Annotated in this window: 12 protein-coding genes; 6 read left to right on the top strand and 6 right to left on the bottom strand. The window is 68.7% G+C overall.

Features of this window, described 5'->3' with window-relative positions; translation table 11 throughout:
• Positions 1-437: 437 nt before the first annotated feature.
• From ACIBL4_RS24860 to pknB, 6 genes are all read left to right on the top strand, one after another.
• On the top strand, positions 438-1,298 hold the full coding sequence (locus tag ACIBL4_RS24860; RefSeq protein ID WP_399413631.1) for an FhaA domain-containing protein: 861 nt from the start codon (positions 438-440) through the stop codon (positions 1,296-1,298).
• A 10-nt stretch (positions 1,299-1,308) separates the two neighbouring features.
• The gene (locus ACIBL4_RS24855) at positions 1,309-1,818 is read left to right on the top strand and encodes an FHA domain-containing protein (protein ID WP_020273104.1); all 510 of its coding nucleotides are present in this window, start codon (positions 1,309-1,311) and stop codon (positions 1,816-1,818) included.
• Between the two features lie 132 nt (positions 1,819-1,950).
• Complete coding sequence (locus tag ACIBL4_RS24850) at positions 1,951-3,495, top strand: Stp1/IreP family PP2C-type Ser/Thr phosphatase (RefSeq protein WP_399413629.1); 1,545 nt, start codon at positions 1,951-1,953, stop codon at positions 3,493-3,495.
• A gap of 27 nt (positions 3,496-3,522) precedes the next feature.
• On the top strand, positions 3,523-4,980 hold the full coding sequence (locus ACIBL4_RS24845; protein ID WP_399413627.1) for an FtsW/RodA/SpoVE family cell cycle protein: 1,458 nt from the start codon (positions 3,523-3,525) through the stop codon (positions 4,978-4,980).
• Positions 4,977-6,452: a peptidoglycan D,D-transpeptidase FtsI family protein gene (locus ACIBL4_RS24840; RefSeq protein WP_399413625.1), complete on the top strand. Its 1,476-nt coding sequence runs from the start codon at positions 4,977-4,979 to the stop codon at positions 6,450-6,452. The genes ACIBL4_RS24845 and ACIBL4_RS24840 overlap by 4 nt, the downstream gene beginning before the upstream one ends.
• Before the next feature lie 168 nt (positions 6,453-6,620).
• Positions 6,621-8,648, top strand: coding sequence for a Stk1 family PASTA domain-containing Ser/Thr kinase (pknB, locus tag ACIBL4_RS24835; protein WP_399413623.1), 2,028 nt, complete (start codon positions 6,621-6,623; stop codon positions 8,646-8,648).
• Between the two features lie 131 nt (positions 8,649-8,779).
• Here pknB and ACIBL4_RS24830 read toward each other — a convergent pair whose 3' ends face one another.
• The 6 genes from ACIBL4_RS24830 to ACIBL4_RS24805 are packed head-to-tail and all read right to left on the bottom strand — an operon-like array spanning position 8,780 to position 13,089.
• A complete protein-coding gene (locus ACIBL4_RS24830; protein ID WP_399413620.1) occupies positions 8,780-9,535 on the bottom strand; it encodes a class E sortase in 756 nt (251 codons plus the stop codon).
• A gap of 13 nt (positions 9,536-9,548) precedes the next feature.
• Positions 9,549-10,736: a class E sortase gene (locus ACIBL4_RS24825; protein ID WP_399413618.1), complete on the bottom strand. Its 1,188-nt coding sequence runs from the start codon at positions 10,734-10,736 to the stop codon at positions 9,549-9,551.
• A complete protein-coding gene (locus tag ACIBL4_RS24820; RefSeq protein ID WP_399413616.1) occupies positions 10,733-11,371 on the bottom strand; it encodes an aminodeoxychorismate/anthranilate synthase component II in 639 nt (212 codons plus the stop codon). Before ACIBL4_RS24820 ends, ACIBL4_RS24825 begins: the two co-directional genes overlap by 4 nt.
• Positions 11,368-11,565: a hypothetical protein gene (locus tag ACIBL4_RS24815; RefSeq protein WP_307176295.1), complete on the bottom strand. Its 198-nt coding sequence runs from the start codon at positions 11,563-11,565 to the stop codon at positions 11,368-11,370. Before ACIBL4_RS24815 ends, ACIBL4_RS24820 begins: the two co-directional genes overlap by 4 nt.
• Before the next feature lie 17 nt (positions 11,566-11,582).
• Complete coding sequence (locus ACIBL4_RS24810) at positions 11,583-12,287, bottom strand: class E sortase (protein WP_399413614.1); 705 nt, start codon at positions 12,285-12,287, stop codon at positions 11,583-11,585.
• A gap of 22 nt (positions 12,288-12,309) precedes the next feature.
• The gene (locus tag ACIBL4_RS24805; RefSeq protein WP_399413612.1) at positions 12,310-13,089 is read right to left on the bottom strand and encodes a DUF881 domain-containing protein; all 780 of its coding nucleotides are present in this window, start codon (positions 13,087-13,089) and stop codon (positions 12,310-12,312) included.
• Positions 13,090-13,113 lie beyond the last annotated feature (24 nt).

Raw genomic sequence — 13,113 nt, 5'->3', positions numbered from 1 at the left:
GCGCCTTCCGACACCCAGAACATTAGCACGCGGGACGGGGTGGATTCACATCCGTTCTTCCGCAGGCAGACCCGCCTCCGAACCTTCGGTGCCCCGGCCACGTATCAACGCCTGACGCTTCACGTATCAACCTCGTACCGGTACCCCCTGTCTCCCCAGGAGGGGGTCGGGGTCCACAGCCGGGTGCGGGACACTGGTCTTCAGCCGCCTCTACGATCCTTGTCAGGAGTACGTGAGAGCGGTTGCGCGGCAGCCGTGGCACCGGAGGAGTTCGAAGGGGAGCTCCACAGGGAACTTCGTCATCCGTCGACATCCGTCGGCCGTGCTGACAGGGGGAACCAGCCGATCGAGCGGCGCGTGGATACGATCAGTAAGCAGTACCAGGCAAGCGGCCCGCAGGGCAGTACACAGGACGGCAGCGACGGAGGAGGTGCCCCATGGGAGTCCTGAAGAAGTTCGAGCAGCGTCTCGAAGGTCTGGTCAACGGCACCTTCGCCAAGGTGTTCAAGTCCGAGGTCCAGCCCGTGGAGATCGCCGGCGCGCTCCAGCGCGAGTGCGACAACAACGCCACCATCTGGAACCGCGACCGGACGGTCGTGCCCAACGACTTCATCGTGGAGCTGAGCACGCCGGACTTCGAGCGGCTCAGCCCCTACTCCGGCCAGCTCGGCGACGAGCTCGCCGGCATGGTGCGTGACTACGCCAAGCAGCAGCGCTACACCTTCATGGGCCCGATCAAGGTGCACCTGGAGAAGGCGGAGGACCTGGACACCGGCCTGTACCGGGTGCGCAGCCGTACGCTCGCCTCCTCCAGCAGCCAGGCCCCGTCAGGCGCCGCCGCGCCCGCCGCCCCGCCCGCCGGACGCCCCGGCGGCTACGGCTATCCGCCGGCCGCCGCGCCCGCGGGCGCCCCTCCCATGCCGGCCGCGCCGCCGCCCGGCGGCCGCCCCGGCGGGTACGGCTACCCGCCGGCCGCGAGCGCCCAGCGGCCCCCGGCCGCCCCGGCCGCCGGCGGACGCACGCGCCACTGGATCGAGATCAACGGCACACGCCATCAGATCTCCCGCCCGACGCTGGTGCTGGGCCGCAGCACCGACGCCGACGTGCGGATCGACGACCCCGGCGTCTCCCGCCGGCACTGCGAGATCCGGACCGGAACGCCCTCGACGATCCAGGATCTCGGATCCACCAACGGCATCGTGGTGGACGGGCAGCACACCACCCGCGCTACGCTCCGCGACGGCTCGCGGATCGTCGTGGGCAGTACCACCATCATTTACCGGCAAGCCGAAGGGTGAAGCGGGGGCAATGTCAGAGCTGACCCTCACGGTCATGCGGCTGGGTTTCCTGGCCGTACTGTGGCTGTTCGTGATCGTGGCCGTGCAGGTCATCCGGAGCGACCTGTTCGGTACGCGCGTCACCCAGCGCGGATCGCGCCGGGAGGCCGGCCGGCAGCAGCAGGCCGCCCGCCAGGCCCCGCCGCAGCAGCGCCAGCAGTCCGGCGGCGGCCGGCGCGGCCGTAACGCTCCCACCAAGCTCGTCGTGACCGAGGGCACCCTCACCGGCACCACGGTCGCGCTCCAGGGCCAGACCATCACCCTGGGCCGGGCGCACGACTCGACGATCGTGCTGGACGACGACTACGCCTCCAGCCGCCATGCCAGGATCTACCCGGACCGCGACGGCCAGTGGATCGTCGAGGACCTCGGCTCCACCAACGGCACCTACCTGGACCGGAACCGGCTGACGACTCCCACACCGATTGCGCTGGGCGCGCCGATCCGCATCGGCAAGACCGTCATCGAGCTGCGGAAGTAGTACGACAATGAGCGAGCGGAGCGAGCACGCAGCGGCGGGCCCCACCCCGGGCCCCGGCGCGCTCCCGACCGGAGGGTGGGCAGTGTGGCTCGACACGACCGGCTGTACCCGGAGCCGACAGGCGAGGTGCGCATGAGTCTGTCACTGCGCTTCGCCGCCGGATCGCACAAGGGGATGATCCGGGAGGGCAACGAGGACTCCGGATACGCCGGCCCGCGCCTGCTCGCCATCGCCGACGGCATGGGCGGCGCCGCCGCGGGCGAGGTCGCCTCCTCCGAGGCCATCTCCACGATCGTCGCGCTCGACGACGACGTCCCCGGCTCCGACATCCTCACCTCGCTCGGCACGGCCGTACAGCGCGCCAACGACCAGCTCCGCTCGATGGTCGAGGAGGACCCCCAGCTGGAGGGCATGGGGACGACCCTCACCGCCCTGCTGTGGACCGGCCAGCGCCTCGGCCTGGTGCACGTCGGCGACTCGCGCGCGTACCTCCTGCGCGACGGCGTCCTGACACAGATCACGCAGGACCACACCTGGGTGCAGCGCCTGGTCGACGAGGGCCGCATCACCGAGGAAGAGGCCACGACCCACCCGCAGCGCTCCCTCCTGATGCGCGCGCTCGGCAGCGGCGACCACGTCGAACCGGACCTGTCCATCCGTGAGGTCCGCGCCGGCGACCGCTACCTGATCTGCTCCGACGGCCTGTCCGGCGTGGTGTCCCACCAGACGCTGGAAGACACCCTCGCCAGCTACCAGGGCCCCCAGGAGACCGTCCAGAACCTGATCGAGCTGGCTCTGCGCGGCGGCGGCCCGGACAACATCACCGTCATCGTCGCCGACGTCCTCGACCTCGACACCGGCGACACCCTCGCCGGGCAGCTGTCCGACACCCCGGTCGTGGTCGGCGCCGTCGCCGAGAACCAGCACCAGCTGCACGACAACGGCATCATGCAGACCCCTGCCGGCCGCGCCTCCGGGCTGGGCCGCCAGGGGCACGGCCAGGGCGGCGGCGGCGAGTTCGGCCCGCCCGGCTCCGGCGACACCACCGGCTACATCCCGGCGGCCGGCCTGGACTACGGGGACGACGACTTCGTCAAGCCCCGCAGGAAGGGCCGCTGGCTGAAGAGATCCTTCTACGGCGTCCTCGCGCTGGCCGTCATCGGCGGCGGCCTGTACGGCGGCTGGCGCTGGACGCAGACGCAGTACTACGTCGGCGCCGAGGACGAACACGTCGCGCTGTACCGGGGCATCAGCCAGGACCTGGCGTGGGTGTCGCTGTCGAAGGTCGAGAAGGACCACCCCGAGATCGAACTCAAGTACCTGCCGCCCTACCAGCAGAAGCTGGTCAAGGCGACCATCGCCGAGGGCGGGCTGAAGAACGCCCAGGCGAAGATCCAGGAACTGTCGGTGCAGGCCTCCGCGTGCAAGAAGCAGGCGCAGCGGCGCGAAGCCGAGAGCCAGAACAACGCCAAGACCGGCGAGGGCGAGGCCGGGGGCACCACGGGAACCACTCCCGCCTCCTTCACGTCCAAGGCCACACCGACGCCGAACCCGTCGGGCTCGCCGTCGACGCCTGAGAAGTCCCCGAACCCGTCCACGACCGCACCTACTCCCAGCCCCGGCCCCAGCCTCTCGGAGGAAGAGCAGAAGGTCGTCTCGCTGTGCGGTAAGCAGTAGGCAAGCCGTGAGAGGCCCTGTTACACGATGAGCGGTACGAATACGTCGCACTCGGCGCAGCACCACACGTCCACGATCGGCGCGATCGGCGCACCGAGCAGACGCAACACCGAGCTGGCACTGCTGGTGTTCGCCGTCATCATCCCGGTGTTCGCCTATGCCAACGTCGGCCTGGCCATCAACGACTCGGTACCGCCGGGCCTGTTGAGCTACGGCCTCGGACTCGGGCTGCTCGCGGGCGTCGGCCATCTCGTCGTACGGAAGTTCGCACCGTACGCGGACCCGCTGATGCTGCCGCTGGCGACGCTGCTGAACGGGATCGGCCTGGTCGTCATCTGGCGGCTGGACCAGTCGGAGAAGCTCCAGGCGAGCAAATCGTTCGTCGAGGCGGCACCTCGCCAGCTGCTGTACTCCGCCATGGGTGTCACCCTGCTCGTGGTCGTACTGATCTTCCTCAAGGATCACCGCGTCCTGCAGCGCTACACGTACATCTCCATGGCCGGTGCGCTGTTCCTGCTGGTCCTGCCGCTCGTGCCCGGACTCGGCGCGGACGTCTACGGCGCCAAGATCTGGATCAAGATCCCCGGCCTCGGCACGCTCCAGCCGGGCGAGTTCGCGAAGATCGCCCTCGCGGTCTTCTTCGCCGGCTACCTGATGGTCAAGAGAGATGCCCTGGCCCTGGCCAGCCGCCGCTTCATGGGCCTGTACCTGCCGCGCGGCCGCGACCTGGGTCCGATCCTCGTCGTCTGGGTGATCTCGATCCTCGTCCTTGTCTTCGAGACCGACCTCGGAACGTCGCTGCTGTTCTTCGGAATGTTCGTCATCATGCTGTACGTCGCCACCGAGCGGACCAGCTGGATCGTCTTCGGTCTGCTGATGTCCGCGGTCGGCGCCGTCGGTGTGGCGAGCTTCGAGCCGCACATCCAGACGCGTGTGCAAGCCTGGCTCGACCCGATGCGCGAGTTCGAGCTCTCCCGCGCCGGCGTCCAGGACGGTGTCGTCCACTCCGAGCAGGCGATGCAGGCCCTGTGGACCTTCGGCTCCGGCGGCACGCTCGGCACCGGCCTCGGTCAGGGCAACTCCGACCTCATCGGCTTCGCCGCCAACTCCGACTTCATCCTCGCCACCTTCGGCGAGGAGCTGGGCCTGGCGGGCGTCATGGCGATCCTGCTGCTCTACGGCCTGATCATCGAGAGGGGCGTACGCACCGCGCTCGCGGCCCGCGACCCGTTCGGCAAGCTGCTGGCCATCGGCCTGTCCGGCGCCTTCGGCCTCCAGGTCTTCGTCGTGGCCGGCGGTGTCATGGGCCTCATCCCGCTGACCGGTATGACGCTGCCGTTCGTGGCCTACGGCGGTTCCTCCGTGATCGCCAACTGGGCTTTGATCGGCATCCTGCTGCGCATCAGCGACACCGCCCGCCGCCCGGCTCCTGCTCCCGCCGGTAACCCCGACGCCGAGATGACTCAGGTGGTCCGCCCGTCATGAACAAGCCCCTGCGCCGAATCGCGATCTTCTGCGGCCTGCTCGTCCTTGCCCTGCTGATCCGCGACAACTGGATCCAGTACGTCAAGGCCGACGAGCTGAGGACCGACACCAAGAACCGCCGCGTCTCGATCGAGCGTTACGCCTCGCCGCGCGGCGACATCATCGTCGGCGGCGACCCCATCACCGGGCACGCGACGACCACGTCGGGCGACTTCAAGTACAAGCGCACCTACAAGGACGGGCCCATGTGGGCGCCCGTCACCGGCTTCGTCTCACAGGCCTTCGGCGCCAACCAGCTGGAGAACCTCGAGGACGGCATCCTCACCGGCAACGACGACCGGCTCTTCTTCCGCAACACGCTCGACATGCTGACGGGCAAGAAGAAGGAGGGCGGCAACGTCGTCACGACGCTCAACGCCGCCGCGCAGAAGGCCGCATACAACGGCCTGGAGAAGCAGGGCGGCAAGGGCGCGGTCGTGGCGCTGGAGCCGTCCACCGGCAAGATCCTGGCGCTGGCGTCCTTCCCGTCGTACGACCCCTCGTCGATCGCCGGCAACAGTTCCAAGGACGCCGAGGCCTGGAAGAAGCTGGACAAGAAGAACAACCCGGACGACCCGATGCTCAACCGGGCCCTGCGCGAGACGTACCCGCCCGGCTCCACCTTCAAGGTCCTCACCGCGGCCGCCGCCCTGGAGGACGGGCTGTACACGGAAGCGGACCAGCAGACCAAGACGCCGCTGCCGTGGACCATGCCGGGTACCACGACGGAGCTGAAGAACGAGGGCAACATCCCCTGCAAGAACGCGACGCTGCGGGTGGCGCTCCAGTACTCCTGCAACACCGTCTTCGGCAAGATCGGCGCCGACCTCGGCAACGAGAAGATGCTGGCTGCGGCCAAGAAGTTCGGCTTCACCGAGGAGCAGTTCACCCCGGTCCGCTCCAGCGCGTCGGTGTTCTCCGACAACATGAACCCCTCGCAGACCGCGCTGTCCTCCATCGGCCAGTTCAACACCGCGGCCACCCCGCTGCAGATGGCCATGGTCGCCTCGGCCGTCGCCAACAACGGCACCCTGATGAAGCCGTACATGGTCGACGAACTCCAGGCCCCGAACGTCGACACCATCGAGAAGACCGAGCCGGAGGAGCTGAGCAAGCCGATGTCGGCGGAGAACGCCCAGATCCTCCAGTCGATGATGGAGACCGTGGTCGAGAAGGGCACGGGCTCGAACGCCAAGATCCCCGGCGTCAAGGTGGGCGGCAAGACCGGTACCGCCCAGCACGGTGTCGACAACAGCGAGAACCCCTACGCCTGGTTCATCTCGTACGCCAAGGACGACGACGGCAGCTCGCCGGTCGCCGTGGCGGTCGTGATCGAGGACGACAACGCCGTCCGTGACGACATCTCCGGCGGCGGCCTCGCGGCGCCGATCGCGAGGAACGTGATGGAGGCGGTCATCAAGAGCAAGCAGTGACTCCGCTCACGTCTGCTTCACAACGGTGCACGTTGCGATACCGGTCCTGTATCGGCTGACGGGCTCGGCCAGGTCACACAATGCGAGCCGGGTACGGTAGGCCCGGACGGCAGCCTCCGACCGTACAAGCTTCCGGTCGGGACCGACGGAGAGGGCTGGTAGGTAGCTATGGAAGAGCCGCGTCGCCTCGGCGGCCGGTACGAACTGGGCCAGGTGCTCGGGCGTGGTGGCATGGCGGAGGTCTACCTCGCGCATGACACCCGCCTCGGCCGCACCGTGGCGGTGAAGACGCTGCGCGCGGATCTCGCGCGTGACCCTTCCTTCCAGGCCCGGTTCCGCCGGGAGGCCCAGTCGGCCGCCTCGCTCAACCATCCCGCGATCGTCGCGGTCTACGACACGGGCGAGGACTACATCGACAACGTGTCGATCCCGTACATCGTCATGGAGTACGTAGACGGCTCGACACTCCGCGAACTGCTGCACAGCGGCCGCAAACTCCTGCCCGAGCGCGCCATGGAAATGACCATCGGCATCCTGCAGGGCCTGGAGTACGCCCACCGCAACGGCATCGTCCACCGCGACATCAAGCCGGCGAACGTCATGCTGACGCGCAACGGCCAGGTCAAGGTGATGGACTTCGGCATCGCCCGCGCCATGGGCGACTCCGGCATGACGATGACGCAGACGGCGGCCGTCATCGGCACCGCCCAGTACCTCTCGCCGGAGCAGGCGAAGGGCGAGCAGGTCGACGCGAGGTCGGACCTCTACTCCACCGGCTGTCTGCTGTACGAGCTCCTGACGGTGCGGCCTCCCTTCGTCGGTGACTCCCCGGTCGCCGTCGCGTACCAGCACGTGCGCGAAGAGGCCCAGGCCCCGTCGGTCTTCGACCCCGAGATCACGCCCGAGATGGACGCGATCGTCCTCAAGGCACTGGTCAAGGACCCCGACTACCGCTACCAGTCGGCCGACGAGATGCGCGCCGACATCGAGGCCTGCCTCGACGGCCAGCCGGTCGCGGCCACGGCCGCGATGGGCTCGGTGGGCTACGGCGGCTACCCCGACGACCAGCCGACGACGGCCCTGCGCGCGGACTCCGGCGCGGGCGCCACGTCGATGCTGCCCCCGATGAACCCGGACGACGACGGCTACGGCTATGACGACCGCCCGGACCGGCGCCGCCAGCAGCAGCGCAAGTCCAACACCTCGACGATCCTGCTGGTCGTGGCGGGCATCCTCGTGCTGGTCGGAGCGATCCTGATCGGGCGGTGGGCGTTCAGCGGCAACGGAGGGGTGGGTGACGACACCATCGCCGCGCCCAACTTCGTCGGTGAGACGCAGGAGAACGCCCGGAAGCTGGCCGACAACGCCGACCTGAAACTGACCTTCTCCAAGAAGCCCTGCGAAAAGCAGATCAAGGGCAACATCTGCTCGCAGGACCCGAAGGCCGAAGCAGAGGTCCAGAAGGGCGACACCATCGCCCTGGTGGTGTCGACCGGGGCGCCGAAGGTGACGGTCCCGGACGTGACCGGTCTGACCTACGAGAAGGCCGAGGCCATGCTCGAGGGCAAGGGCTTCCAGGTCGATCAGAAGACGGAGGAGTCCGACCGCACCCCCGGCGTGGTCATCGAGCAGGACCCCAAGGGCGACACGGACCAGGAGAAGGGCTCCACGATCACCCTCACCGTCGCCAAGGAGGCGGAGAAGTCCACCGTTCCGGACGTCCTCGGCCAGAGCTGTGACGCCGCCAAGCAGCAGATGCAGGCCAGCAACCTGGTCGGCAACTGCACCGAGGTGGAGACGGACGACGACAACCAGGTCGGCAAGGTCATCCAGACCACGCCGCAGGCCGGCACGTCGGTCGAGCCGAACTCGTCGGTGAACATCCAGATCGGCAAGAAGAAGGAACAGCAGAAGACGCGCGTGCCCCAGGTCGTCGGCCAGAACGTCGGCCAGGCCAAGCAGATCCTCGCGGCGGCCGGCTTCACCAACATCCAGTTCGCGGGCGGCAGCGACCAGAGCGACAACGCCATCGTCGCCGGCCAGGACCCGCAGGGTAACCAGGAGGTCGACGACCCGGCGGGGACGACGATCACTCTCCAGACCGTCGGCCTCGGGGGCAACAACGGCGGCAACAACAACGGCGGCGGAGGCAACGGCGGCCTCTTCGGCGGCATCAGCGGCCGCGAGGAGGACTGACCCGCCAGGGTCTGACCGCCAGGTCGCACCCGACTGACGACAGAGCCCCGGCACCCTCCACAGGGTGCCGGGGCTCTGTCGTGCGGTGGCGTCGCTCCGCCGTGCGGCGGCGTCGCCGGTCCCGCGGTGCGCTAGGAGCGCAGTTCCTTCGGCGGTGTCCGGTCCGCGTTCACCTTCTCCACCCGCTCCAGCTCGCCCCACACGATGTACCGGTACGTGCTCGTGTAGACCGGCGTGCAGGTCGTCAGCGTGATGTAGTGGCCCGGCTTCTTCTTGCCGGACTCCTTCGGGACCTGCGAGAGGACCTTCACGTTGTACTTCGAGGTCTCGGGAAGGATGTCGTAGACCTTGTAGACGTACCACTTGTCCTTCGTCTCGAAGACGATCGGATCGCCCATCCTGATCTTGTCGATGTTGTGGAACTTGGCGCCGTGCCCGTCCCGGTGGGCCGCGAGGGAGAAGTTGCCCTTCTTGCCCGACATCGGCAGGACAGCCTTGACGGGATCGGTGTAGTACCCGGCGACACCGTCGTTGAGGATCTTGTTCGTCGTGCCCTTCTCGACCAGGACCTCGCCGTTCCTCATCGCCGGCACGTGCAGGAACCCGATGCCGTTCTTGGTGTCCAGCGCACCGGGGCCGCCCCGGCCGTGAGCCCAGTCGTCACGGACCTTGTCCGCCTGTTTCCCGGCCGCGCGGTCGGCGACCACGTTCGTCCACCAGAGCGAGTAGGCGACGAACAGGCCCAGCACCAGGCCCGCGGTGATGAGGAGTTCCCCGAAGACGCTCACCGCCATGGCGATCGGGCCGGGACGGCGCCGGGCCGCGGACGGCCGGGACGCCCCCGCGCCGGTGTGCTCTTCGTGCTCCGTGTCGGTGGTCGCTGCCACTGGTCATCTGCCCTTAACTGACGAGCGCATCCGGCTTGCCCTTGCTGCGCGGCCGTTCCTCGACCATCTTGCCCCAGACGATCATCCGGTACTTGCTGGTGAACTCCGGCGTGCACGTGGTCAGCGTGATGTAACGGCCGGGCTCGGTGAACCCCGACCCCGGGGGGACGGGGTTCAGAACGCTCGTGTTGCTGGGCGGCGTGACCGGCAGGATCGACGCCATCTTGTAGACGTAGTACTTGTCCTGCGTCTCCACGACGATCGGATCGCCCTTGGTGAGCCTGTTGATGTATCGGAACGGTTCTCCATGGGTGTTGCGGTGGCCCGCGAGCCCGAAGTTCCCTGTCTTGTCGCCGGGCATCGCCGTCTTCAGCGCGCCCTCGGCGTAGTGGCCGACCATGCCCCGGTCGAGCACGCCCTTGCTGCTCGTGCCCTCGGCGATCGGCACCACCACGTCCAGCTTCGGGATGTGCAGGATGGCGAAGCCCTGCCCGGGCTCGAAGACCCCCGGGTTGCGCTTGCCGTTCGCCCAGTCGTCCTGGAGGCTGCTGGCCTCCTTTCCGGCCTGCGCGTGCGCCCGCACGTTCGTCCACCACAGCTGGTACGTGACGAACAGCAGCATCAGCACACCGGTGGTGATGAACACCTCACCTATCGCCCGGCTGGCCACCACCGCCGGACCCGGCTTGCGCGCCCGCGCCTGCCGCCGCGCCTCGACGCGCGACAGCGGCGCCCGCCGCTCCTCCCGCCCCGAGCCCCGCGCCGATCCCCGTGCCGAGCCCTGAACCGATTCCTGAGTCGATCCCTGCGCCGGGCGGGCCTCCGAAGCGCCGCCATGACGCCCGTGACGGCGCTTGGCGGCCTTCCTGCGGGCCGCACGGCCGCCGTGGGCGGGTCCGCCGTGCCGCGGCGCGGAAGAGCCCGGAGAGCCGGATACGGGGTCACCGGCCGCGGTCGGTGGCGGATCCGGTATCCGCAGCGCCACCGTCTCCTCGTCGGCCGGAGGCAGATACGGCTCGTCCGGAACGGGCTCGTAGGACGCCGGGTACGGCTCGGGCGAGGACGGCTGCGGCTGCGGTTCCGGCCGCGGAGAAGCCCCGTACGCTCCTCCACCCGACCAGTCCTCGAACGCACCCGCCACCCCGTACGACTGCTGCCCGTACGAGGTGTCGGACTCGCGCTCGGGGCGCAGCGCCGTCACGCCGTGGCCCTGCCCACCACCGGGGCGAGCCCGGCCGACCTCGCCACCGCGCCCTGGTCGCCGCACTCCACCAGCCAGTTGGCGAGCATCCGGTGCCCGTGCTCGGTCAGTACCGACTCGGGGTGGAACTGCACGCCCTCGACCGGGAGTTCGCGGTGCCTCAGACCCATGACGATCCCGTCGTGCGTCCGGGCCGTGACCTCCAGCTCGGCCGGCACCGTCGCGGGCTCGGCGGCCAGCGAGTGGTAGCGCGTCGCCGTGAAGGGCGACGGCAGGCCCGCGAAGACACCCCGGCTGGTGTGCTCGACCAGCGAGGTCTTGCCGTGCAGCAGCTCCGGCGCACGGTTCACGACCCCGCCGTACGCCACCTGCATCGACTGCATGCCGAGGCAGACACCGAAGACCGGGACGCCCGTGGCGGCGCAGTGCCGGACCATGTCGACACAGACGCCCGCCTGCTCCGGGGTGCCCGGGCCCGGGGAGAGCAGGACACCGTCGAAGCCGTCCTGGGCGTGCGCCGTCGACACCTCGTCGTTGCGCAGGACCTCGCACTCGGCGCCCAGCTGGTACAGGTACTGGACCAGGTTGAAGACAAAGCTGTCGTAGTTGTCGACGACGAGAATGCGCGCGCTCACTGGTTGTCCACCGTCACATCGTTGAAGGGCAGCAGCGGTTCCGCCCACGGGAAGACGTACTGGAAGAGGACGTAGACCACGGCCACGACCAGGACGAGTGAGATCAGCGCCTTCACCCACGTGTTCCCCGGCAGATGCCGCCAGATCCAGCCGTACATGCCGTCCCTTCCGTCGTACCACGGCACCAGACCCACGCCGTACAGCCACCAGACTAACGGCGCAGCGCCTCAGGTTTCCCTGCCTCCACAGGCTGTGTGGAGTCCAGGTGCGCCCAGACGATCAGCCGATGACTGTGCCCCCACTCCGGTTCGCACGTGGTCAGCGTCAGATAGCGGCCCGAACGCGTGTACCCGGATGTACGTGGGACAGGATCGATCACCTCGATGTCGGACGGCACTGTTTTGTACGGGCCTTTGTCGATCCGATACGTGAACCAGGTCGTGCCGTCGGTCAGCACCACGGCGTCACCCCGCCTCAGCTGGGGAAAGTCCTTGAAGGGGTCGCCGTAGGTGCGGCGGTGGCCGGCGACCGCGAAGTTCCCCCTCTGACCGAGCTGAGCGGTCTCCGCGTAGTGGCCCAGGCCCTTCTTCAGGGTGCCGGTGGCCGTGCCTTCGAGCACCGGCTTGTTCCACGTGAAACCAAGACGCGGGATGTACATGATCGCGAAGGGCTTGCCCTTGGCGTAGGGCGCGGGTTTCGGCGGGCCCGCGGTGTTCGCGGTGTTCGCGGGGGAGGAGCCGGCCGCCGCGGGGGGCTTGCTCGACTTCGCCCACTGCTCCTGGAGCAGTTCGATCTGGTCGTCCATGACGCCGTCGGCCTTCACGCCGGTCCAGAACAGCACGTAGACCACGAACAGCACGATCACGCTGCCGACGGTGATGCACAGTTCGCTGACGGTCCTGACGATCACGCGCACCGGCGGCTCCCCGGCCAGGCTGCTACTCCACAGGCTTCGCGTAGTGCAGATCCACTGTGCCCGAGTAGCCGGGAAGAGTCACCGGCCCGTTCTCCTCGACTTTCCAGCCGAGCCCGTAGACGTTGACGTAGACCATGTAGTTCTGGATCGCCGGGGACGCCGCGAGCGCCTTCTGGAGCTTGTCCGGGTCGCCGACCGCCGTGATCTTGTACGGCGGTGAGTAGACGCGGCCCTGGAGGATCAGGGTGTTGCCCACGCAGCGCACGGCGCTGGTGGAGATCAGCCGCTGGTCCATGACCTTGATGCCCTTGGCCCCGCCCTGCCACAGCGCGTTCACCACGGCCTGGAGGTCCTGCTGGTGGATGACCAGGTAGTCGGGCTGCGGCTCGGGATAGCCGGGCAGCTTGGCGGTGGCGTCCGGCGGGGCGTCGTTGAGCGTGACCGTGAGCGACTCGCCCTTGAGCTTCTGCGTGCCCGCGCGCTTCTCCAAGGCGGCGAGCTTGTCGTCCTCCGCCTTGGTGCTGCCGTCGTCGCGCTCGGCGAGCGCCTCTATCTCCTTGCGCAGGGTCCCGTTGGTCTCGTCCAGCTCGCCGTTCTCCCGGCTGCGCTCCTGGATGAGGTCGGACAGCTTCAGCAGCGAGGCGTCCGTGCGGATGTCGGTGCCCTTGGCGGTGTCGAAGCTGGTGAAGAAAATGAGTCCCGCGAGAGCGAAGACGGCCGCCGTGAGGATCCGCACGGGCCGCAAACGGCGCGCGCGCTCAGGGGTGGATCCCGTCCCGGGGGAGTCGGCAGAATTGCTCAACGTACCCTTATCTCCTTCGGCGCC

Source organism: Streptomyces sp. NPDC050416 (assembly GCF_044458845.1).
Taxonomy (GTDB): Bacteria; Actinomycetota; Actinomycetes; order Streptomycetales; family Streptomycetaceae; genus Streptomyces.
The sequence above is the reverse complement of the archived record's forward strand: the minus strand, read 5'-3'. Positions and strand labels throughout refer to the sequence as shown.

Coding starts and splice junctions, on each gene's coding strand:
- ACIBL4_RS24860 (WP_399413631.1), top strand. CDS start 438: ATGGGAGTCCTGAAGAAGTTCGAGCAGCGTCTCGAAGGTCTGGTCAAC.
- ACIBL4_RS24855 (WP_020273104.1), top strand. CDS start 1,309: ATGTCAGAGCTGACCCTCACGGTCATGCGGCTGGGTTTCCTGGCCGTA.
- ACIBL4_RS24850 (WP_399413629.1), top strand. CDS start 1,951: ATGAGTCTGTCACTGCGCTTCGCCGCCGGATCGCACAAGGGGATGATC.
- ACIBL4_RS24845 (WP_399413627.1), top strand. CDS start 3,523: ATGAGCGGTACGAATACGTCGCACTCGGCGCAGCACCACACGTCCACG.
- ACIBL4_RS24840 (WP_399413625.1), top strand. CDS start 4,977: ATGAACAAGCCCCTGCGCCGAATCGCGATCTTCTGCGGCCTGCTCGTC.
- pknB (WP_399413623.1), top strand. CDS start 6,621: ATGGAAGAGCCGCGTCGCCTCGGCGGCCGGTACGAACTGGGCCAGGTG.